Here is a 22,541-nt window from a genome sequence, read left to right as displayed (position 1 = left end):
ATGAAAAATATCGTGTGGCTTGTCACAAATATGCTAAGAAATATGCTGCTTAGAAACAAAAGGACGCTTGTGCTTGTTATTGGTTTGCCTATTGCAGGAGTTTTAATGTCCGTTCTTATTTATGGAAATGCAGGAGGGACTTCGGTGAATATCGGAGTTGTCAATCACGATTCAACGGATATTACAAAAGATACCGTTCAGTTTTTAAAAGGGCTGCATAAAACAAATGTTAAAATGCTCACGGACAAAGAAGTGGATCATGAGATTACGTCAAAGAAAGTGGATGCGGTTATTACTTTTGAAAAAGGCTTTTCTGACAGCGTCAAAGCGAACAAACCAGATCATATTACGATTACTTCAATAAAAGGAGCAGAGGTAACGAGCTTTATTAAGTCTTATTTGTATCAATATATTGATAATATTTCTGCGCTGAATCAAGCTGCTGAAGGCGACGATGCTGCGTTTAAACAAATGTATGAGAATTATCAAAAAGCGCCATTCCACGTCTCTACGCATGCCCTTGAAGACAAAGGAACCGATCAAAACATTGTCAAGCAGACAATTGGGTATTTAATTATGTTTATGCTTTTTTCTGCGGTGAATTTATCGGCTCTTATCACAAAAGAAAAAGAGCAGCGAACGTATTTCAGACTGCTAGCTTCGCCAGTTAGTGCAAGGCAATACGTGATATCCAATGTTATGACAAATATGATCTTATTAACTCTGCAAGTAATGATTACACTTGTTTGTATTACGACTCTTTTTCACGTCGATATGAACATTCCTGTATGGCAGCTATTTTTTATTTTAGTTTTGTTTGGCCTAGTAGCCATCGGCTTGTCTCTTGTAATTATCGCTTTTACAGAAAGTTCAAAAGCAGCGAATGGTCTTCAGACGCTTATCATCACGCCAACTTGTTTACTGTCCGGCTGCTTTTTTCCACCTGAATTTATGCCGGATGTGATGCAGAAAATAGCCGACTTTCTTCCTCAAACGTGGGTATTAAGTACGTTGAAAAGTGTTCAACAAGGAGCTGGTTTAAGCAGCCTATGGTTAAATATCAGCATTTTACTAACTTTTGCACTCGTTTTTTTCCTGCTGTCTATTTATAAATTAAATCGAAATAATACTGTTCAAAAGTTTATTTAAATGGTAAAGTCAGAGAATACCTCTGGCTTTTTTTGTAATTTTTAAAAAGTTACAAAAAAAGATTGAAAAATATAAGATGAAATTTTAGAATGAAAGAGGAAAGGGGTATACAAAAAGAGAATAAATAGGGGAGAAAAACGAAGTTCATGTTGGTTTTTTGCACAAATAAATGAAATCGCTTACATAAGGCAGCATGAAATACGGAAGGAGAGATTGTCAGCGAGATAACAAAGGGGGAAAAACAGTGGGAATTTATGAACTACTTGTACCACGCACGGTTTTATATGGAGAAGGGTCATTTTCTAAAATTGGAGAACAGGCTGCACTGCTTGGGACAAAAGCGCTGCTTATAAGTGATGACGTTATGGTGAAAGCAGGCAATGTAGAAACTTGCCGTCGTTACTTAGCAGAAGCTGGCATGGACTGTGCCGTGTATACAGGCGTAAATTCAGAGCCGACAGATATTCATCTAGATGAAGCGCTTGCCATATGTAAAATGGAGCAGTGCGATGTGGTTATTGCCTTAGGGGGAGGCAGCTGTATCGATACTGGAAAAGCGGTTGCCATTATGATGACAAATGAAGGGCATCTACGAACGTATTTTCAAAATCAACAAGATTTTCAAGATAGTCCTCTTCCTTTGGTTGCCGTGCCTACGACTGCTGGAACAGGCTCAGAAGTGACGAAAGCGACGGTTATTACTGACACGGCGTACGATGTAAAAATGATGCTCGCAAGACCTCAATTATTGCCAGATACAGCCATTGTTGATCCGTTATTAACTCTATCATGTCCGAAACACGTAACGGCAGCTACAGGAATTGATGCACTCAGTCATGCAGTGGAAGCGTATTTGTCTAAAAAAGCACATCCTTTTACAGATTCACTTGCGCTTCAAGCAATTGAGTTAATCATGAAAAATATCCGTCTTGTGTACAGAAATGGAGAAAATGTTCAAGCAAGAAACGAAATGGCCTATGCTTCTATGCTGGCGGGAATGGCGTTTTCAAATTCATCCGTTGCTCTAGTGCACGGTATGTCACGACCTATTGGCGCGTTATTCCATGTGCCGCACGGTATTTCTAATGCGATGCTCCTGCCTGCGGTTTTGGACTATACAAAAGAGGCTTCAATCGATCGTTTAGGTGAAATAGGACAAGCTCTTTTTCCGAACGTATCATATACAAAAAAAGAAGGAGCAGATGTGTTAATTGAAGCCATCAAGCAGCTTTGTATCGACTTAGAGATTCCTAATCTTCAATCGTGGGGCATTGATCGCCAGCTATTTTATGCGGCGGTTGAGAAAATGGCAGCGGATGCGATTCAAAGCGGAAGTCCTGCTAACCATCCGGTTGTACCGACGGCAGAAGAAATTATCCAGCTGTATTACACGTGCTATGAATATGAGTTTGAGTCTGCACTTTATAAAAAATAAGATACATTCAAGACAAATTGAATGAGGGATGAAAGGGGAAACATTATGGATTTGCTGATTATTTTGCTGTCTCTGGGGCTTTTGATGCTGATTGCTTACCGCGGATTTTCAGTTATTTTATTTGCGCCACTTTGTGCGCTGCTAGCCGTTATTTTAACGGAACCAAGCTATGCACTCCCGTTTTTCTCAAACGTTTTTATGGAGAAAATGGTTGGATTTATTAAAAACTACTTCCCTGTCTTTCTATTAGGAGCAGTCTTCGGGAAGATGGTTGAAATGTCTGGAGTCGCCGAATCGATTGCGAAAACCATTGTTAAAGTAGTAGGGGCTAAACGCGCCATCTTGGCTATTGTTTTAATGGGAGCAATCTTAACCTACAGCGGCGTAAGTTTATTCGTTGTTGCGTTTGCAGTTTATCCATTTGCGGCTAACTTATTCCGCGAAGCGAATATTCCAAAACGATTAGTACCGGGAACGATTGCATTAGGAGCTATTTCGTTTACCATGGATGCACTTCCGGGTACACCGCAAATTCAAAACGTTATTCCAACGACTTTTTTTAAAACAGACATCTATGCTGCTCCGACACTGGGGATTATCGGATCGGTTATTGTCTTTAGCTTAGGTCTTTGGTATTTAGAAAGCCGAAGCAAAAAAGCAAGAAAAGCTGGAGAAGGCTACTACGGATTTAATAATGAACTAGCGGCTGCTGCAGAACTAGAAAAAGAGTCTGTGCCTTCTACAGAGCCTAAATATGAACCTAGCGTAGCAAGACAGATTTTAGCATTTGTTCCGCTCGTGCTTGTAGGGGTTGCAAACAAATTTTTCACGGTTTCTATTCCAAAGTGGTACCCAGACGGTTTTGATTTTGCCAAAATTGGTCTTGAAGCGTTCGGAAAAGTAGATTTAACTGCAGTTGTCGGTATTTGGTCAGTAGAGCTAGCACTTGTTATTGGAATTATTACGACGATTGCTTACGATTGGAAAAGAGTGACCACCGGTTTCCAAGCGGGTCTTAACGCAAGTATTGGCGGAGCGCTTCTCGCAGCGATGAACACGGGAGCTGAGTATGGCTTTGGAGGCGTTATTTCATCTCTTCCTGGCTTTGCAACCGTTCGTGATGGTATTTCACATACCTTTACAAATCCGCTTGTCAATGGAGCCGTTACGACAAACATCTTAGCTGGTATTACAGGCTCTGCCTCTGGAGGTATGGGAATTGCGCTTAGTGCAATGGGAGATAAGTATGTAGAAGCTATTAATCAGTACAACATTCCTCCTGAAGTTATGCACAGAGTTGTAGCGATGGCATCAGGCGGTATGGATACGCTTCCTCATAACGGAGCTGTTATTACCCTTCTTGCTATTACCGGGTTAACACACAAACAGTCTTACCGAGATATTTTTGCCATCACTGTTATAAAAACGCTTGCATGTTTCTTAATCATTGGAATCTACAGCTTAACTGGACTCGTGTAACAAATAAAGAGGTTGAGTGTAGTTGCAGAAAGATCCGAACGATTTATCGTCCGGATTTTTTTATTGTTGCAGTGATTTTGTATATCGAGCCTTTTGCTCTAAAACAGATTCTTTGACTTTCTAAACTGTAAGTATTATGATTACACTACTTTCTAGAATACTATATGCCGTTACATTAATTTTTAGCATGTTTATGAAGAAAGGAGAATGACTGTGAAGCTATTTGAAGAAAATTTAAAAGTAGGCGACTGGGTCAAAGGAAAATCTCGCAACGGTGAACTTATATATGGATATATTCAAACGATTAACCCGTCTAAAAAAGCAGCACTAATCAACGTTGTAAAAAGTGATGATGAAAAAATGGTCGGCACAACCATTGGCATGATGGATGGAAAAATAGAGAAGCTGCCCCTTCAAAAAACGGCGCACGAAGAGCAGATTCTTTCATTAATTGATCTTGCGCTGCTAACAAAAGACGAAGCTTGGTTTATCGAATTAACAGCTGAATTAAAAAGAGTACAAGATAAAAAGCAAGGCTGACATTCCTAGTAAAGGAATGAAGGCCCTGCTTTTTTTATTATTCATAAAGAGAAAAGCAGGAATGAAAAGCAGCTTGCGAGAAGAAGTAAATGACGACATTAAGAAAGAAAAGGTGATAAAAGATGAGTAAACGTGTCTTGATTTTAACAGGAGATGCCGTGGAGGCATTAGAAGTTTTTTATCCGTATTATCGCTGTTTAGAAGAAGATATTCAGTGTACCATTGCTTCCCCCGTAAAAAAGAAGCTCCAAACGGTTGTTCATGATTTCCTTCCAGAAATGGAAACTTTCACAGAGAAAACGGGATATAAAATTGATTCTCATGCTTCTGTCGATGAAGTGAATCCCGCTGATTATGATGGACTTATTATTCCAGGAGGACGGGCACCTGAATACATTCGAATGAACACAAAAGTTCAGGAAATTGCCGCGCATTTTTTAAAAGAAAATAAACCTTTAGGCGTTATTTGTCATGGTCAGCTCGTATTAACGACGGTTAGAGAGTACCTGCAAGACAGAGAAGTAACAGCGTATCCTGCTTGTCGTCCGGAAGTAGAAGCGGCAGGTGCTGTGTTTATCGAACAGACGCTTCACGTAGACAGAAACTTAGTAACTGGACAGGCTTGGCCAGATTTACCTAAATTTATGAAAGAGTTTTTTAACGTACTAAAAAAAGCTGAAAAAGTGAACGCATAATAAAAAAAGCGGGCTGAGAGAAAAGAATTCTTTCAGCTCTTTTAATTGATGATAGGTGAGGTGTAGACAACGTGCAGCTAGTGTCTGAACTATCGAAGAAAATTATAAAAGAAGTGCAGCTTGTGATGAACGAGCATGTGATTGTAACGGATCCACGTGGAATTATTATTGCATCAACAGAAGAAAAGCGAGTTGGTTTTTTTCACGAAGGTGCGTGGAACGTGATGCAAAGAAAGCAAAAACTATATATCTCCAAAAAAGAAGCAGCGGATTTAAAAGGAGTTAAGCCAGGCATTAACTTGCCCATCAGTTATCAAGGAGACATTATTGGTGTTATTGGCATTACAGGTACTCCAGAAGCTGTTGAGCCTTTTGCAGAGATTATTCGAAGGTTAACAGAGTTAATTATTCGCGAAGCATACTATATAGAAGCGAAGGAATGGGAAAATAAAGGAGTAGAAGCTTTTTTTCGTGAATGGATTTATAGCCAGCAGGTAGATGCAGAATTTATTGAACGAGGCCATATTTTAGGAGTGCAAGTAGACAGTTCTTACTGCTGCACGCTGTTTCAATTTGATTCATCTCTTTCGAAAAAGAAGCAGCAGCAAGTACAAGAAATGATTCGCTACTGGTTTGAAAGTCATAAAGGTGAAGGAGATTATATCGCAAATTGGGGATACGATCGCTTGCTTTTACTGAAAGAAGCGGTAGGTGAAAAGGTAAGACAAGGATTTAAAGAAGAATTAAAAAAATGTCAGCAGTACATTCAAGCAAACAACCAAGTTATCATCACTATTGGTGTAGGAAAGCCAGCGGAGCAATTTAATTTGCATGCTTCATATGAAGAAGCGAAAAAAGCGCTTAAAGTAGCTTCAAAACGTCAAGCCGTTGTTTTTTATGAGGAGCTGCTGATGGACATGATTTTAGAAGATGTTTCTGAACCTGTAAAAAAGGAATTCTTGAGTCGAGTGCTTTCCGCTCTTTTAAAAGAAAAAGAGCTGCTTGAAACGCTGAAATGCTATTTATCCAATGATCAATCAATTAAAAAAAACGGCAGTTGATTTACATATTCATATCAATACGCTTCATTACCGCTTGAAGCAAATGAAAGAACTCACAGACATTGATCCTAAAAGTGTAAAGGGTCTCACGCTTTTTTACCTTGCGCTGTCTCTATTAGAGTAAGTGCGCCCTTCGTTAGATAAACATACAAAAAATGAGTTTTTAAAGCGCTTTTTTTTAGTTTTTTATCCATAGTCCCTCGTGGCTTCTGCAACTATAATAAGAGTAAGAGATATATAAGGAGGAACGTTATGCTTAATGAACGAACAAAAGCAAAGCTCATTGAAGTTGTAGGATCGGCCAACTTTCAAGATAGCAGTGAAGCAAGACTCGTGTACTCTTATGACGCAACCCCTAACTTTCAGTCGCTTCCTGATGCAGTTATTATGCCTGAAAACAAAGATCAAGTGAAAAGAATTTTAACGATATGCAACGAAGATCATGTTCCTATTGTGCCAAGAGGTTCAGGCACGAATTTAAGCGCAGGAACGTGTCCCACGCAAGGAGGAATTGTTCTTACCTTTAACCGAATGAATAAAATTTTGGAAATTGATGAAGAAAATTTAACCGCTACCGTGCAGCCAGGTGTTATCACGTTAGACTTAATTAACGCTGTAGAGGCAAAAGGTTTATTTTATCCTCCTGATCCAAGCTCTATGAAAATATCAACCATCGGAGGAAATATCAATGAATGCTCAGGAGGATTACGAGGCTTAAAATACGGCGTAACAAAAGATTACGTTCTTGGGCTTGAAGTAATTCTTGCAAACGGCGACTGCATTAAGACGGGAGGCAAGCTGGCTAAAGATGTAGCTGGCTACGATTTAACGAACTTGTTTGTCGGTTCTGAAGGAACGCTTGGCGTTGTGACAGAAGCAATTTTAAAGCTCATTCCAATACCTGAAACAAAACAAACTCTGCTCGCGCTGTTTGAAGACATGGACGCAGCTGCTAAGACGGTTTCAGCAATTATCGCCAATAAGATTATTCCAGCCACGCTTGAATTTTTAGATCAGCCGACGTGCGAAGTAGTAGAAGATTTTGCGCAAGTTGGGCTGCCAACAGATGTAAACGCTGTCTTATTGATTGAACAAGACGGACCGCCGGAAGTAGTGACTCGCGATATGGAAATGATTTCACGCATCTGCAGTGAAGGAAGCGCTGTATCTGTAAAAGTAGCAGCTTCGCAAGCAGAAGCAGAAGCGTTAAGTACAGCAAGAAGATCAGCTCTTTCTGCTTTAGCGCGAATGAAGCCAACGACGATTTTAGAAGACGCAACCGTTCCTCGTTCTAAAATTAGTGAAATGGTTAAAGGCATTAATGAAATTGCCGTAAAATATAACGTTAAAATCTGTACGTTTGGTCATGCGGGAGACGGAAATCTGCATCCGACTTGTTTAACAGATGCACGTGACGAAGAAGAGCTTCAGCGCGTTGAACAAGCTTTTGAAGAAATTTTTCACAAAGCCATTGAGCTTGGAGGAACGATTACAGGTGAACACGGAGTGGGAGAAATGAAAGCACCGTATTTGGCGCTGAAGATGGGCGGAGAAGGAGTAGCTGCGATGAAAGCAATTAAGTATGCTTTGGACCCGCAAGGAATTATGAATCCAGGGAAAATTTTTGCTAAAGACACGAGAAAAAGAGTGGTGGTTCGTTCATGACGGCAACAAAAGACATTCAGCAAGCGTTCAAAGAACGGTTAGATTATGACGAGTTAATGAATTGTATGAGATGCGGTTTTTGTTTGCCAAGCTGTCCGACGTATGGACAAACGAATCAATATGAAGCAGCGTCACCGCGCGGAAGAATTGCTTTAATGAAAGGAGTGGTAGACAGACTTATTGAACCTGATGAATCCGTTGAAAAGCAATTGAATCTTTGCCTTGGCTGCCGAGCGTGTGAGCCTGTTTGTCCTTCGGGTGTGAAGTACGGACACTTATTAGAAGAAGCGCGTGATATTATTCAGCAGAAAAAAAGACATAAATGGCCGGTAAAAGCGCTCAGGCATATGGTGTTTGAACACCTTTTCCCGCATAAAGAACGATTAAAAAATGTACATTCTCTGCTTGCTTTCTATCAAAGAAGCGGCTTGCAAAAAGCCGTTCAAAAAACAAACATACTAAATGTCCTGCCCGGTAATTTAGCACAAATGGAAAAAACGCTTCCGCCTGTGCCAACAAAAAAGGAAATGAAGAAACGTTCTTTTTTATTTGAAGCAGAAGGAACAGAAACACGTACGGTTGCTTTTTTTACAGGGTGTTTAATGGATACGATGTTTATGGAAACAAACAACGCGACGATTGCACTTTTACAAAAAGCGGGGTGTAAGGTCGTCATACCAGAAGTGCAGACGTGCTGTGGCGCACTGCATGCGCATGGAGGAGAAAAAGATCAGGCAAAAAAGTTAGCGAAGCAAAACATCATGGCGTTTGAATCTATTCAAGCGGATGATATTGTTCTTAACGCAGGAGGCTGCGGTGCATTGTTAGTGGAATACGATCATTTATTAAAAGAGGAACCGGAATGGAAAGAAAGAGCAGCGGTTTTTTCTGCAAAAGTTAAAGATTTTTCAGAGATTTTATTACAGCAGCAGTTTGTGGAAAAACAAAAGTTATCCCTGCCAAGTCAAATTATTACGTATCAAGACTCGTGTCATTTAAGAAACGTGATGAAAACGTCGAGCGCACCGAGAAAACTGATCCAAGCGATTAACGGAACGGTGTTTAACGAAATGGAAAATGCGGATCATTGCTGCGGCTCAGCCGGTATTTATAACTTAACGGAACAAGAGATGTCTATGCAAATTTTGGATTATAAAATGGAAAAAGTGAAAGAAACGCATGCACATACGATTGTAACAGCAAACCCGGGCTGTCTCATTCAAATGAAGCTAGGGGTAGTCAGAGAAGGAGTAGAAGAAAGTGTAAGAGCCGTTCATCTTGCAGATTTACTTCTTGAAGCAGTAGAAAGCAAATAAAAAGGCCGGACACGTCCGGCCTTTTTATTATTTGAACAGCTGAGAAACAATTTCGTACGAACGAAGGCGAGCTTTGTGATCGTAAATTTGAGCGTTAATCATAAGTTCATCTGCATCCGTTTCTTCAATAAACTGTTCCAGCTTGGCTTTAATTGTTTCAGGGCTTCCGACAATAGAAGAACCCAGCTGCTGTTGGAGAGAAGCTTTCTCAAAGTCCGTCCATAGTTCATCCATATTATCGACAGGAGCTTTTAGTTTACCCGGTGTGTTTCGAATTAAATTTAGGAACTGCTGTTGCATAGAAGTAGCCAAACGTTCAGCTTCTCTATCTGTATCAGCAGCAATTACGTTCACACCTAACATTGCATATGGTTTCTCTAACACGTCGGACGGCTTAAAATAACGACGGTACATGTTAAGAGCTGTCATTGTATTATTAGGCGAGAAGTGACTTGCAAATGAAAATGGCAAGCCTAGCTGTGCAGAAAGCTGTGCGCTAAAACCGCTTGAGCCAAGGAGCCAAATCGGAATATTTAAACCTTGACCGGGAACAGCTTTAACACGCATCTGACTTTTTGAAGCAGGCTTAAAGTATTCCTGCAGTTCAGCCAGCTGTTCTGGGAAGTCACTGCCGTCGCTCCTGCGGTCGCGTCGCAGCGCCTGTGCTGTCAGCTGATCTGTCCCTGGCGCTCTTCCTAAGCCTAAATCAATACGTCCTGGAAATAGTGATTCAAGCGTGCCAAAATGCTCAGCAATAACAAGCGGAGAATGGTTAGGAAGCATAATGCCGCCAGAGCCTACGCGAATGCGTGACGTGCCTCCAGCCACATGACCAATTACAACAGATGTAGCGGAGCTTGCGATACCTGTCATATTATGATGCTCAGCTAGCCAGTAGCGGTTGTATCCCCACTTTTCAGCGTGCTGAGCTAAGTCTAATGTATTTCTAAGTGAGTCAGATACAGTTCCTCCTTCAACTACAGGAGAAAGATCCAATACGGAAATCGGAATATCTTTTAATTCTTTACTCATCAATTTCATCTTCTTTCTTTTAAAGACTTCATAGGCCTTGTTATTTCAATGGAATACAAGTATTTTAACAATAATCTTTCGAGTTCCAAAATATTTTGCTTCGGTTATTTTTCTTTAATTCCTTACTCTTTTATTATACAAGCTCCTAAAAAGCAAAAAGCTTGTACGGTATAAGGCAGAAGCCGCCTCTTTCTATAAAAAGCTGTCATATTTTATAGAAGAAGGGAGGATGAATATGGTTACTTTAAATGAACTAAAAAGCAAGCAGTACGATATGATATACAGCTTAGGCTATAACTGTTTTCCAGGGATATACATGAAAAAATATTCTTTGCGAAAACAAGCCGGCGTGATTGATTGGTGTATTAGCATTTCTCTTTCTCATGTCAATCTGCTGTTGAAAAACCGGTGTAAAGACTTATTTTTATATGAACATTTAACCTATGTCAGTTCTTTCGGAGATGGTTCCACCCTTAGACTGCGTGATAAGGTGTATCAAATTGATTCTGCTCATGATTTTCCGTCGTCTATCAATACAGAAGATAACTGGCTTTCGTACAGTGAAGTCAAAGAAAAGTATGAGCGGAGAACGGAGCGGTTTTTAACGTCGATGGAGACCAGTTCTTGTATATTGTTTATTCGTATGGGTGGAACGTATGAAGAAGCGAAAGAATTAGAGCATATTTTAAAGCGAATGGTCAAAAACGATTTCTATATACTGCTGCTGACAAACAGCGAAAAAGAACTTTTGTCCGAAGCTAACTGGGACTTGCCTTACACGTGTGCCTTATATGCACCTATTTTTTCAATGGATGTACTGCGCGATGATAAAGTATGGGAAGAGCTCTTCAGCGGGCTTGTTATAAAATAAAAGAAACTCTTTTTGTTTAATACGGGAATGAAAAAGCTTGTTTTTTTCATAGACTTTGTTATATCTGTGTATCAAAGGAGATGAAAAGATGGAGTCCAATGTGCGGAAGGCGATAAAAGAAATTGTATGGCTGCTGCTAGAACAAGACCAGTGCTGGAACGAGTATTTAGCACAGCTGGAAGATTTAAAAATACAAGTGGATTTGAATAGTTCCGCATATGAAGTTCTCAGAAAGATGACGGGTAATTACGAAGTGCTGCTTGAACATATGGATCTCATTCAGCAGTTTGAAAATCATTCTAAAAGTGAAACGGCGCTGAATGACTTAGTTACCATCGTCATGAAGCACTATTCGTTAAAAAATTCATAAACCTGCTTTGTGCAGGTTTATGGAGTTTTATCTCTCAATGGAATTGGGTAAAGATAATCGTTTATAATAAGTACATATGGTAATGAAAGGGTGATCGATATGGAAGAGAAACAAGAAATTGTACCCGCTCGTACAGAGGAAACAGCCAAATATTATTCGGAAGAAAAATTTTGGGACAAGCTTAAAAAGTTTGGTAAAAAAGCGGGAGCAAACGTTGTTTATGCCGTATTGCTTTTATACTACACGCTGCAAAAACCTGATATTCCCCCAAAAGCAAAAGCAGTCATTATAGGAGTGTTAGGTTATTTTATTCTTCCTTTAGATTTAATTCCGGACTTTGCAGCAGGAGTTGGGTTTACAGATGATTTAGGAGCTCTGGGGCTTGCATTGATTCAAGTTGCCATGTACATTGATGAAGGTGTTAAACTGAAAGCAAAAGAAAAAATTAAAACGTGGTTTTCAGAAGAACACAATTTTTCCATTATTGATGCTAAAATAAAGTAACGTTATGATCGAAATGTCATTATTAAATAAAGTGAGCAAAAGAAGGTGATAGATGAATCATCTTCTTTTTAAGCGATAATATATAGGTCTTTATAACTATTTTAATCCGTTTTATGTAAAAAAAGCAGGATTAAAATATTTTTTTCATTAAAATTTTAAGCAATGTAATTGAATAATTGCCCTACAAATGTTAAGTTAAAACATGTTCATAAATTCGTCACAGAAAGCAGTATACAAATAAGTAAGATTGTTTGTAAAAACTTTGTGAAATTATGGAACTTTTTAACTGAGAGTTTCAAACACTTAGAGATTCTTCCTCATCAATCAGAAGTCGCTTTCTTTCGTTCCAAGATTAAGCATCTTTCATTTGAAGGTGTTTTTTTTCAGCCTAAGTAAGCCAACAACATGATTGTATGACAAGTTTTTGCTAAGGTTGTATAGTTACTGTATTGTATGACAAGTTTTGTGTGATTTGATGTTAACTAAATGAACAGCTGCGAAGTAAATAAATGATTGCAGAAAAACAAAGTCCATGCGTTTTCATGAACCATTATACGTTACTTCATATTTGTAGAGATGTTTAGCAAAAAGGGAGATGAATGGCCTGACGTAAACAATATTCATAGACAAGCCTTAGAAGATAATTATCTTTCTAAGAAAGCAAATTTATATGATTGATTCTAATCTAAACAATGGAGTGTTCAAAAATGGAAATTAGTCAAATCTTTATTATTTTAACCCCAATCTTTTTTGTTATTTTGCTAGGTTATTTAGCAGGGTACTTTAAAAAGTTTGATGCAACAACATCTAAAGGGTTAAATACGCTTGTAACAAAATTTGCGTTACCTGCACATCTATTCGTTGGTATTACAACAACATCAAAACAAACGCTTATTGAAAAATGGCCGTTTTTATTAGCATTAGTTCTTGGTATTATTGGATTTTATGTTCTTTTCTTACTTGTTGCAAAATATGTATTCAAATACTCACTAACAGGCGCGTCTATGTTCTCTTTAAACTCTACGCAGCCAACGTTTGCGTTTATGGGTATTCCAGTATTAGGTAGCTTGTTTGGCGCGGATGTAGTAGCAATTCCAATCGCCATTACTGGTATCGTAGTAAATGCGATGCTTGATCCTTTAGCAACTATTATCGGTACGGTTGGACAGCGTGAAAGAAGTGAAGGCGATTCAGAAGAAAGCTTATTTAAAGTAACAATTAAATCAATCTTACACGGTCTTTCTGAGCCGTTAGCCTGTGTTCCGTTAATCGCGGTAGTATTAGTATTATGTGGGTTCCAATCTCCAGATTTACTATCAAGCAGCTTAGACCAAATTGGTTCAATTACATCTGGTGCGGCTCTATTCGCAGTTGGGGTAACAATTGGTATCCGTAAAATTCAATTTAGCCCAGCGGCATTTGGTATTGCGATTTTAAAAGTGGCTATTCAGCCGCTTGTAATGTTAGGAATTGCAACAGCAATGGGTCTATCATCAGCTGACATCGTAAAATTAGTATTATTAGTAGCGTTCCCAGGTTCAGCTGTAGCAGCGATGATTTCAGTTCGCTTTGACAGCTTAGCTGGTGAAACAGCTTCAGCATTCGTACTTAGTGCCATTATGTCACTTGTTACATTACCGCTGTTAATTTCTTGGTTAATGTAATCACATATATGGATATAGAACAAAAAAGGCTTTGCTATTTTAGCAAAGCCTTTTTTTGTGCATCTATATTTAAAAAAGCTTTAAAAATTCTTGAGCAATTTTGGGAAGATAACTGTCGGTACGCCACGTAACTAAAGGCTCAATCACAAATGGATTATCTTCTATGTTTAAAATTTTAATATGTTCTAGTGAAAAAGAGGAAAGCATTGAATAAGGAACAATGGCAGCACCAAGGCCACGACATACTAAATTAAGAAGCATCGCTGAGTCATGGCATTCGCATAAAATATTAGGTGTTATATCCATCTTTTCAAATTCTTTTATAATGCGATTGTATATGCTTATTTCCCGGTTTGAGCGAAGAAGGATAAGAGGAAGTGAGGCAATTTCAGCTACCGAAATCTTTTCTTCTGCATAACTGCTTTCTTTGGGAACTGCTACAACAAAAACATCTGGTGCAAGTGTTTTTGTTTTTACCTGTTGATAAGGTAAGTCTGTAGTGGTGACTGCTACATCGATTTTTCCTTCCGTTAATAATTCGTTTAAATGAGCTGGTTCGTTTTCATAGATATTAAAGGTACTGTTTGGATACTGTTTTCGAATAAGAGCTAGCTTGTCGAGAACAGTTGATGCACAGTAGATTGTACATCCGACTTCAAGCTTTTCATTTGTTATGTTTTTACATTCCTGTACTTCTAATACGGATTTTTCGACCCTTTGCACAATTTCTTTCGCTCGTTTTAAAAAAAGCTCTCCTTCTGCTGTTAACAATAAGCGCTTGTTATTGTTTCGTTCAAAAAGCAAAAGACCTAGCTCATTTTCGAGCTGTTTTAGCTGCCTGCTTAAAGGAGGCTGAGCCATATGCAGGCGCTTGGCTGCTTTAGTTACATTTAATTCTTCAGCTATGACAATAAAATAATGCAGCTGTCTTAATTCCACTGTATTCAACTCCATACTTTAAAGGTATTATTATATATTTTATCAATATTTTAATTGTATGGAAAATGAGTGTAAAGTTAAATGTGTAACCAAAAGAGAGAGGAGAAAGAGAAATGAAAATAGCTGTAGGAATCACAGGAGCCACGGGAGCTATTTTAGGTATTCGAATTTTAGAGCTTTTGAAGAAGGCTTCTGTTGAAACGCATTTAGTCATGTCGCCTTGGGCTCATGCCACAATTAAGCTGGAAACACCGTATAGCGTTCAGCAAGTAGAAGCGCTAGCAGATTATTGCTATTCATATCAAGACCAAGCGGCAAAAATTTCGAGCGGTTCTTTTCGTATAGATGGAATGATTGTTAGTCCTTGCAGCATGAAAACATTAGCATCTATTCGAGTGGGGTTAGCAGACAACTTAATAGCGAGAACGGCAGATGTGATGCTAAAAGAAAGAAAGCCACTGGTGCTACTTCCTCGAGAAACGCCTTTGAATACGATTCATTTAGAAAACATGCTGGATCTTTCAAAAATGGGTGCTATCCTTGTACCTCCTATGCCAGCTTTTTATAACAAACCTGAGACAATTGATGATATTGTTACCCATATTGCTGTTCGAACGTTAGATCAATTAGGAATTGAGCTTCCTGAGGCAAAAAGATGGAATGGAATTAAACATTTATCACAAGGAGGAAAATAAACATGGCTTATAAAGACTTTAGAGATTTCCTTGATACGCTACATAAAGAAGGGCAGCTGCTGACGATTACAGAGGAAGTGCAGCCAGATCCAGATTTAGGTTCAGCAGGTCAAGCCATCAGTAATTTAGGAGACCAAACGCCGGGATTATTATTTACAAATATTTATGGATATAACAACGCAAAGGTAGCTCTAAACGTAATGGGTTCCTGGTCAAATCACGCATTAATGATGGGACTGCCTAAGTCAACTCCTGTAAAAGAACAGTTCTTTGAGTTTGCTCGGAGATATGAAAAATTTCCTGTTAAAGTGAAAAGAGAAGAAACAGCGCCATTTCATGAGTGTGAAATTAAAGATGATATTAACTTATTCGACCTTTTGCCATTGTTTCGCTTGAATCAAGGAGACGGAGGCTATTATCTAGATAAAGCGTGCGTTATTTCTCGTGATCAGCATGATAAGGCGCATTTCGGTAAACAAAACGTAGGTATATATCGTATGCAGGTCAAAGGAAAAGACCGTCTAGGCATTCAACCTGTGCCACAGCATGATATTGCCATTCACTTGAAACAAGCCGAAGAAAAAGGTGAAAACCTCCCTATATCAATTGCTTTAGGATGTGAACCCGCAATTGTCACAGCAGCTGCTACGCCGCTTCATTACGATCAATCAGAGTATGAAATGGCAGGAGCTATTCAAGGTGAGCCTTACAGAATTGTGAAGTCTCAGCTTTCTGATTTAGATGTACCTTGGGGAGCAGAAGTGATTTTAGAGGGAGAAATTTTAGCTGGTGAACGTGAGTATGAAGGTCCTTTTGGTGAATTTACAGGTCATTACTCCGGTGGCAGAAGCATGCCTGTTATCAAAATCAATCGTGTATACCATCGCAAAGATCCTATTTTTGAAAGTTTATATATCGGTATGCCTTGGACAGAAACAGATTATTTAATTGGAATCAATACAAGCGTTCCTTTATATCAGCAGCTCAAAGAAGCATATCCTGAAGAGATTGAAGCTGTGAATGCGATGTATACTCATGGTCTCGTTGCTATCATTTCAACGAAAAGCCGATACGGAGGATTTGCTAAGGCGGTTGGTATGAGGGCGTTGACTACGCCGCATGGATTAGGATATTGCAAGTTAGTTATTGTAGTAGACGAAGATGTGGATCCGTTTAATTTACCGCAAGTCATGTGGGCGCTATCGACAAAAATGCACCCAAAACATGATGTTATAACCGTGCCTAATCTCTCAGTTCTGCCACTTGATCCAGGATCTGAGCCGGCTGGTATTACAGATAAAATGATCTTAGATGCTACAACACCAATTGCACCTGAAACAAGAGGCCACTATTCTCAGCCTTTAGATACACCACTTGAAACTGAAAAATGGGAAAAAATCTTAACGAATATGATGCAAAAATAAACAAGGAGGAATCGACATGTATACTTGTCCAAGATGTGAAGCCAAACAAGCGAACTTAGTATCTAAATCACCAGTTGAAGGAGCCTGGGAGATTTACTTATGCAACGTGTGTTTGTTTACCTGGCGTTCTTCTGAACCTGAGACGATCACCAATCCTGAAAAATACCCTCGACCATTTAAAGTTAATCCAAAAGCCGTACCGCTGGCAACGCACATGCCTCCTGTGCCACCCCGATCTTAATCAGCAAAGGTGGTAAGTAAAATGAATAAAGCAGAGCTGCCAAAAGCCGTGCGCGTATTTTTAAATGGAAAAAACTTAGAAAGAAAACAGCATGATGCGATGCTGCTATCTACAGTGACATCCGAAGGTTTTCCTCATGTAGCAATGATTAGCGCAGGAGAGCTGGTAGCTATTAGCTCTTCACGCGTCAAGCTGTTAGTATGGAAAGATACCACGTCTTCAACAAACATGATACAGAATCATAAGGCAACCGTTACATTAGTTGTTGAAGGAAAAGCTTATTACATTAAATTTTGGCTGAAAAAAGAAGCTCCTGTGTTATCAGGCTATGAGTTATTTACGGGAGAAGTAGCCGCTGTTAAAGAAGATTACGCAAAATATGCAGTTTTAACATCTGGCATTCAATTTCAGCTTCATTATTCCAAAGAGGTACTGAGCCGCTGGAAGCAATCAATTAAGGCTGTTCTTTCTACTGAGAAAACCGATTCTTAAAAATAAGAATCGGTTTTTTAGCTGTAGTGAAATTTTTTCAAATAGCATGCTAGCTGCACTTTTAATAGATGTTCACTATTTGTAAATGATATGTTCATTTTATCTTCGATTTTCTTCAACCGCTGATAGAGTGTATTAACGTGAATATGAAGCTGCTTAGCTGTAAGTGAAGCAGAGCGGTTGTTATCAAAATACGCTTCTAGCGTTTGTTCTAAAGGTTCATCATTCAAATGATTGTTTTTAAGAGGGACAAATACTTCATCAATAAAGGTTTTTACTTCTTCTTTCGATTGATTAATAAATAACCGGTTAATTCCTATTTCCTCATACAACATGCATCCATCTTGCTGCTGAGACAGAAGGTAAGAGATAGCTTTTTCAGCTTCGCGATAACTTTTTCCTATTTGGGTAAAGTTAGAATAACGACTTCCAATCCCTATTTTTACATGACATTCATTGTAGTAACGCCATTTTGAGAGTAAATCCTTTAATTGTTTGATAATAGCATGATGTTCTTCATAAGGATCAAGCGTAAATACAATGGTTACTTTCGTGTCGAATCCGTATACGACCGGCGCTTTTGAAGTGAAAACCGATTTGATGTCAGATACAAGGCGATGAAGATGTAAGTTTAAGAGCTGCAGGTCAGCTTGTGAACGAATCGTAATAAGAGCGACTAGAGTATGTTTTTTTGTATCAATGTTTAGCTCGTTTGCTTTTTGATACAGTAAAGTGGTGTCATAACATGATAAGTATTCACTAAATAGTTCATGCGTTCGCTTGTAAAATAAATCGACTAACGTTTGTTTTTTCAGCATTTCTAGTGCAATAACAGAGCTGCTTTGTTCGAGTGCCACTTGATCTAGAGAGGAAAGATCTCCTTGATTTGCCTGCAGAATAACTAACCCTAAGAGTGTATCAATGCCGTGTATCGGTTGAATGTAGACGCTGTGCTTCTGGTTGTGTGAATCAATAGTATAAAAGCAAGCCTTTGTATGTAAAAGAAAATGCGTGTGAAATTCAGCTGTTTTTGTGTCTATATCAAGGGATTTCAAGAAGCCATAGGTCTTATTATCAACAAAATCTACAATGGTGACGGGAGATGTAACCATTCGGCGTAATTCGGTAAGTATCGGTTCAATTCCTTTACTTTGAAGGGAAACGTTCATGAATGTGCGATGAATTTGATCGCGGCGTATTAAAAGTTCATTTTGTTTTTTTACATCTTCAAAAAGCGCTGAGTTTAAGAGAGCAATCGAAACTTGATCGGAAAAGCTTTCTAACAATTCTTTATCCTCTTCATTTAAAAGAGGGGTTGTACCGTTTTGATAAATAATGAGTACGCATACCGTTTGTTCCTCCATGCAAATTGGGACAGAAATAATAGATTGAATGTTTGTAAACGTATAGGACTGATTAAGATAGTGAATATTATCGTCAGTCATAGTAGAAGAATCGCGTAATATATCCGCTATTTCCGTATACATATAGCTTTTATTATGCTGAAATGTCTTTCCGATAATTCCTTCGCCCACTTTCATTTTCATGTTTTGAATTTCATTATTTGGCCCCCCGGACCAGGCCCGAGGCAAAAGAAATTGTGTAGAAGAATCAAACATCCACAGCACGCCCATATCCGCAACAGAAATAACTGAAAGAGCATTTTCCAGAATTCTTGTTAATAGATAGTCAGAGTCTTGTAAAAGCGAGATTTCCTTAATGCTTTTCATAAGTACGTTCAAAATGTGCTCATGCCGCTCGAGCTTTTTTTGCAGCATGTAAGAAGAAAAGTTAGCGGATAGCTCTTTTATTTGTTGTGGTGTCCAGTGATGCCTAGCAAATATGCGAACAACAAACGCATAGCGATTTGGAAAAGATAAGTAAATTTCTTCGAACTCTTCATATGCGATATGCTTTTGAATGGAATCACTGCCGTTATGTAGGCTAGTGGGAGGAGCATAAAGCAGAGATGAGCATGAAGAACTGGAAAAAATCATGTTGAAATTTGCAGAATCAATACTTGCCCAAATTTGATACGAACTGTTTTTTATAACAGATGTAAGATAACCTTTCATATTAGCTAATAAATCACTCATGTTAACAACCCCTTATAGACTACTTAATGTAAAAAAATACATAGTTATAGTTCTTATTATATAGAAATGCACATTGAAAAATAGTCAGAATTTTTTAATATTTATATAACAAATTGATTTGTTACAAAACATTACATTAAATGGAATGAAAAGGAGATGAGTGCATTTATGCTAGCAAGAATGAACTGGAAATACGTCATTTTATTTTTATTATTTTTAGGCTGGTCGCTTGGGAACTTAGATCGTTTTATTATTAATTACGCTATTTTAGATATCTCAAAAGATTTACACCTTAATGCCTCTTCTACAGGCATCATCTTAAGCAGTTTCTTTGCAGGATACGCGCTGATGCAAATACCTGGTGGGTGGCTAGCAGACCGCTTTGGATTTAAAAAAGTTATTACAATTGCCGTGCTTTTATGGTCTTTGTTTACGGTTTTTACCGGAATGGCCTGGTCTTTTGCTTCTATTATTATCATTCGCTTTTTATTTGGATTAGGGGAAGGGAGCTATTTTCCATCTGCGTCAAAAGGAATCGCAGGGTGGTTTCCTCAGCAAGAACGCAGTAGAGCCATGTCCTTTTTGTTATCGTCAGGTACGATCATGGGTGTGGTCACACCGATTCTGGCGACGCAGCTGATGCAAACGATAAGCTGGAGAAGTATCTTTTATATCATAGGAGCCATCGGGCTCGTTATTACAGTTCTGTTTGTTTTTTTACTAAAAGAAAAGCAGCAGGGGGAAAAGAGAGAGGCTTCTGCTATTCCTGCTAAGCAGATGACATTAAAAGAAATTATCAGAACCCCGATGATTTGGAATTTATTTATTGCATATTTCAGTATTTACGCTATTAACTGGGGGCTCATGTCGTGGATGCCTACATATCTAGCCGAAGTACGACATTTAAATTTAACGGACATCGGTTTTCTTTCCGCTATCCCTGCATTTGTAGGTATTATTGGGATGTTTGTTAGCGGTTTTGTTTTAGACAAGCTTCCAGATGGAAAAGACAAGACGATAGCAGCGGTTTTTGGTTTACTGATGGGCGTTTTTCTTTGCTTAATGGCTATTTCACCTAGTGTAGGCATGTTTATCGTTTTTCAAAGCGCAGTGACTTTACTGTTTTCGTTTAATGTAATTTTAATCGCTTCAGCTCCTTTAAAAATGTTGCCTGAATCAGTGGTCGGTTCAGCAAATGGGTTTATTAATACAGGGGCTCAAGCAGCCGGCGTATTAACACCGATGCTTATTGGTTTTTTAGTACAATCGTTTGGCGGGTCGTATAATGCAGCATTTGCTTTATTAATTATCTGCGCTCTTGTCTGTGCTATTTCGTTATTTTCGATTCGACCTGCAAAAGTGTTAGTTGACGCACAAAATGCTGTTAAATAATAAGGGGAAAAAGGAGAGTGTCTCATGGATATTATCAAAGAAGTCGAACAACTTATTGAAAAAAAGCGAAACGAGCTGACTCAAATCAGTGATCAAATATGGGAATATGCAGAAACAAGGTTTGAAGAGTATAAGTCGGCACAGCTGATTTGCGACATGTTAGAAAAAGAAGAGTTTACGCTTCGTACACATATTGCTAACCTTGAAACAGGTTTTGTTGGAAGTTACGGGCATGGTTATCCGATTATCGCTATTCTCGGTGAATATGATGCGCTTACCGGGCTGAGTCAAAAAGATAAGTGTGCAGTAGCAGATCCAGTCAAAAAAAATGGAAATGGCCACGGGTGTGGACATAACTTACTTGGCGTAGGCTCACTAGCAGCTGCGCTTGCTGTAAAAGAATATTTAAAAGAAAAAAATGTTCCGGGGACCGTTCGATACTATGGATGTCCAGCTGAAGAAAGTGGATACGGAAAGACGTATATGGTACGAGAAGGATTTTTTCAAGATGTAGACATCGCGTTTTCGTGGCATCCGGCTACCGTTAATGGTGTCATGCATACGTCATCGAATGCGGTTATGCAAGCAACTTTTAAATTTAAAGGAAGAAGCAGTCATGCAGCTGCTAGTCCTCACCTTGGAAGAAGCGCTTTAGACGCTGTAGAGTTAATGAATATTGGCGTGAATTATATGCGTGAGCACATGATAGACGAAGCGCGGGTACACTATGCGATTACAAACAGCGGAGGGATCTCTCCTAATGTTGTTCAAGCAGAAGCGGAAGTGATGTACTTAATTCGTGCTCCGAAGCCATCTCAAGTAAAAGAACTTTTTGAACGCGTTGTGAAAATTGCAAAGGGAGCAGCTTTGATGACTGAAACACAAATGGAACAGGAAATTCAAGGCGCCTGCGCAAATCTGATTCCAAATCAAACAATGGAGCAGCTGATGCATAAGCAAATGCTGAAGATAAATTTACCTGAAATTAAACAAGAAGACATGGCCTTTGCCAAAGCTATTTACGAGTCTACATCCGCCGAAGACAAAGAAGCAGCAAAAAAACAAGTCGGTTCACTGCTAGACAAAAATTTAGCGAATCACCCAGTCTTCAACCAAATTGCTCCTATGTCTAAAAATGTTTCGTTTATGACGGGATCGACCGATGTTGCAGACGTCAGCTGGAATGTTCCCACTGCACAGTGCGTGACGGCAACATGGGCTTATGCTACGCCGTTTCATACATGGCAAGCTGTTGCTCAAGGGAAAACGGAGTATGCTCATAATGCGATGTTATTGGCTGGAAAAGCCATCGCGGCTACGGCGATTGAAATGATAGAAAATCAAGAGCTGATTAGTCAAGCGAAACAAGAGCTAGAGGGTAGACTAGAAGAAGAAAGCTATGAATGTCTTGTGCCTTCCCATATACAGCCGCCTAATTACTCAGAAAATAAACAAGAAGACTATAGCGTGGTATAAAAACG

The 22,541-nt window shown here is 38.9% G+C and carries 22 protein-coding genes; 19 read left to right on the top strand and 3 right to left on the bottom strand.

From position 1 onward, the window contains the following. The 9 genes from N178_RS08495 to N178_RS08460 all read left to right on the top strand — a co-directional run bounded on the left by N178_RS08495 (window position 1) and on the right by N178_RS08460 (window position 9,340). Window positions 1–1,149 (top strand): ABC transporter permease, encoded by a 1,149-nt coding sequence (locus tag N178_RS08495; protein WP_045291766.1) that lies wholly within the window; start codon window positions 1–3, stop codon window positions 1,147–1,149. A gap of 244 nt (window positions 1,150–1,393) precedes the next feature. Further along, window positions 1,394–2,584 carry an iron-containing alcohol dehydrogenase gene (locus N178_RS08490; protein ID WP_080890164.1) on the top strand — a complete coding sequence of 397 codons (1,191 nt, stop codon included), beginning with the start codon at window positions 1,394–1,396 and terminating at the stop codon, window positions 2,582–2,584. A 45-nt stretch (window positions 2,585–2,629) separates the two neighbouring features. Then, complete coding sequence (locus tag N178_RS08485) at window positions 2,630–4,063, top strand: GntP family permease (RefSeq protein ID WP_045291764.1); 1,434 nt, start codon at window positions 2,630–2,632, stop codon at window positions 4,061–4,063. Window positions 4,064–4,276: 213 nt separating this feature from the next. After that, window positions 4,277–4,603 carry an IDEAL domain-containing protein gene (locus tag N178_RS08480; RefSeq protein WP_045291763.1) on the top strand — a complete coding sequence of 109 codons (327 nt, stop codon included), beginning with the start codon at window positions 4,277–4,279 and terminating at the stop codon, window positions 4,601–4,603. Between the two features lie 122 nt (window positions 4,604–4,725). Further along, on the top strand, window positions 4,726–5,298 hold the full coding sequence (locus N178_RS08475) for a DJ-1/PfpI family protein (protein ID WP_045291762.1): 573 nt from the start codon (window positions 4,726–4,728) through the stop codon (window positions 5,296–5,298). 71 nt (window positions 5,299–5,369) lie between these two features. Further along, on the top strand, window positions 5,370–6,359 hold the full coding sequence (locus tag N178_RS08470) for a CdaR family transcriptional regulator (RefSeq protein WP_237758424.1): 990 nt from the start codon (window positions 5,370–5,372) through the stop codon (window positions 6,357–6,359). Beyond that, the gene (locus tag N178_RS27495) at window positions 6,328–6,483 is read left to right on the top strand and encodes a helix-turn-helix domain-containing protein (protein WP_237758423.1); all 156 of its coding nucleotides are present in this window, start codon (window positions 6,328–6,330) and stop codon (window positions 6,481–6,483) included. Before N178_RS08470 ends, N178_RS27495 begins: the two co-directional genes overlap by 32 nt. 128 nt (window positions 6,484–6,611) lie before the next feature. Then, complete coding sequence (glcD, locus tag N178_RS08465) at window positions 6,612–8,024, top strand: glycolate oxidase subunit GlcD (RefSeq protein WP_045291761.1); 1,413 nt, start codon at window positions 6,612–6,614, stop codon at window positions 8,022–8,024. After that, on the top strand, window positions 8,021–9,340 hold the full coding sequence (locus N178_RS08460; protein ID WP_045291760.1) for a (Fe-S)-binding protein: 1,320 nt from the start codon (window positions 8,021–8,023) through the stop codon (window positions 9,338–9,340). The genes glcD and N178_RS08460 overlap by 4 nt, the downstream gene beginning before the upstream one ends. A 27-nt stretch (window positions 9,341–9,367) precedes the next feature. Here the strand turns inward: N178_RS08460 and N178_RS08455 are convergent, their stop codons facing one another. Next, window positions 9,368–10,372, bottom strand: coding sequence for an LLM class flavin-dependent oxidoreductase (locus tag N178_RS08455; protein ID WP_045291759.1), 1,005 nt, complete (start codon window positions 10,370–10,372; stop codon window positions 9,368–9,370). Between the two features lie 235 nt (window positions 10,373–10,607). Between N178_RS08455 and N178_RS08450 the strand changes: the two genes are divergently transcribed. The 4 genes from N178_RS08450 to N178_RS08435 all read left to right on the top strand — a co-directional run bounded on the left by N178_RS08450 (window position 10,608) and on the right by N178_RS08435 (window position 13,781). Continuing rightward, window positions 10,608–11,243, top strand: coding sequence for a DUF1796 family putative cysteine peptidase (locus N178_RS08450; protein ID WP_045291758.1), 636 nt, complete (start codon window positions 10,608–10,610; stop codon window positions 11,241–11,243). Window positions 11,244–11,331: 88 nt separating this feature from the next. After that, the gene (locus N178_RS08445) at window positions 11,332–11,613 is read left to right on the top strand and encodes a hypothetical protein (RefSeq protein ID WP_045291757.1); all 282 of its coding nucleotides are present in this window, start codon (window positions 11,332–11,334) and stop codon (window positions 11,611–11,613) included. Window positions 11,614–11,712: 99 nt separating this feature from the next. Next, window positions 11,713–12,117 carry a YkvA family protein gene (locus N178_RS08440; protein ID WP_045291756.1) on the top strand — a complete coding sequence of 135 codons (405 nt, stop codon included), beginning with the start codon at window positions 11,713–11,715 and terminating at the stop codon, window positions 12,115–12,117. Between the two features lie 707 nt (window positions 12,118–12,824). Next, a complete protein-coding gene (locus tag N178_RS08435; RefSeq protein WP_028408284.1) occupies window positions 12,825–13,781 on the top strand; it encodes an AEC family transporter in 957 nt (318 codons plus the stop codon). A 69-nt stretch (window positions 13,782–13,850) separates the two neighbouring features. On the opposite strand, the gene N178_RS08430 is transcribed toward N178_RS08435, so the two are convergent. After that, window positions 13,851–14,720, bottom strand: a complete 870-nt coding sequence (locus N178_RS08430; RefSeq protein ID WP_045291755.1) for a LysR family transcriptional regulator — start codon at window positions 14,718–14,720, stop codon at window positions 13,851–13,853. A gap of 113 nt (window positions 14,721–14,833) precedes the next feature. Between N178_RS08430 and N178_RS08425 the strand changes: the two genes are divergently transcribed. The 4 genes from N178_RS08425 to N178_RS08410 are packed head-to-tail and all read left to right on the top strand — an operon-like array spanning window position 14,834 to window position 17,572. Further along, window positions 14,834–15,415: a non-oxidative hydroxyarylic acid decarboxylases subunit B gene (locus tag N178_RS08425; protein ID WP_045291754.1), complete on the top strand. Its 582-nt coding sequence runs from the start codon at window positions 14,834–14,836 to the stop codon at window positions 15,413–15,415. Window positions 15,416–15,417: 2 nt separating this feature from the next. Further along, window positions 15,418–16,839, top strand: coding sequence for a non-oxidative hydroxyarylic acid decarboxylases subunit C (locus tag N178_RS08420; protein ID WP_045291753.1), 1,422 nt, complete (start codon window positions 15,418–15,420; stop codon window positions 16,837–16,839). Window positions 16,840–16,855: 16 nt separating this feature from the next. Next, window positions 16,856–17,080, top strand: a complete 225-nt coding sequence (locus N178_RS08415; protein ID WP_045291752.1) for a non-oxidative hydroxyarylic acid decarboxylases subunit D — start codon at window positions 16,856–16,858, stop codon at window positions 17,078–17,080. 21 nt (window positions 17,081–17,101) lie between these two features. After that, a complete protein-coding gene (locus N178_RS08410) occupies window positions 17,102–17,572 on the top strand; it encodes a hypothetical protein (RefSeq protein WP_045291751.1) in 471 nt (156 codons plus the stop codon). Between the two features lie 17 nt (window positions 17,573–17,589). Here the strand turns inward: N178_RS08410 and N178_RS08405 are convergent, their stop codons facing one another. Next, complete coding sequence (locus tag N178_RS08405; RefSeq protein ID WP_045291750.1) at window positions 17,590–19,668, bottom strand: helix-turn-helix domain-containing protein; 2,079 nt, start codon at window positions 19,666–19,668, stop codon at window positions 17,590–17,592. Between the two features lie 168 nt (window positions 19,669–19,836). On the opposite strand from N178_RS08405, the gene N178_RS08400 reads away from it, so the two are divergent. Both N178_RS08400 and N178_RS08395 read left to right on the top strand, forming a co-directional pair. After that, a complete protein-coding gene (locus N178_RS08400) occupies window positions 19,837–21,060 on the top strand; it encodes an MFS transporter (protein WP_045291749.1) in 1,224 nt (407 codons plus the stop codon). 24 nt (window positions 21,061–21,084) lie between these two features. Next, on the top strand, window positions 21,085–22,536 hold the full coding sequence (locus N178_RS08395; RefSeq protein ID WP_045291748.1) for a M20 family metallopeptidase: 1,452 nt from the start codon (window positions 21,085–21,087) through the stop codon (window positions 22,534–22,536). Window positions 22,537–22,541: the final 5 nt, after the last annotated feature.

It is taken from the genome of Priestia aryabhattai B8W22, assembly GCF_000956595.1.
GTDB lineage: Bacteria > Bacillota > Bacilli > Bacillales > Bacillaceae_H > Priestia > Priestia aryabhattai.
This window is presented reverse-complemented; position numbering and strand designations above follow the sequence as displayed.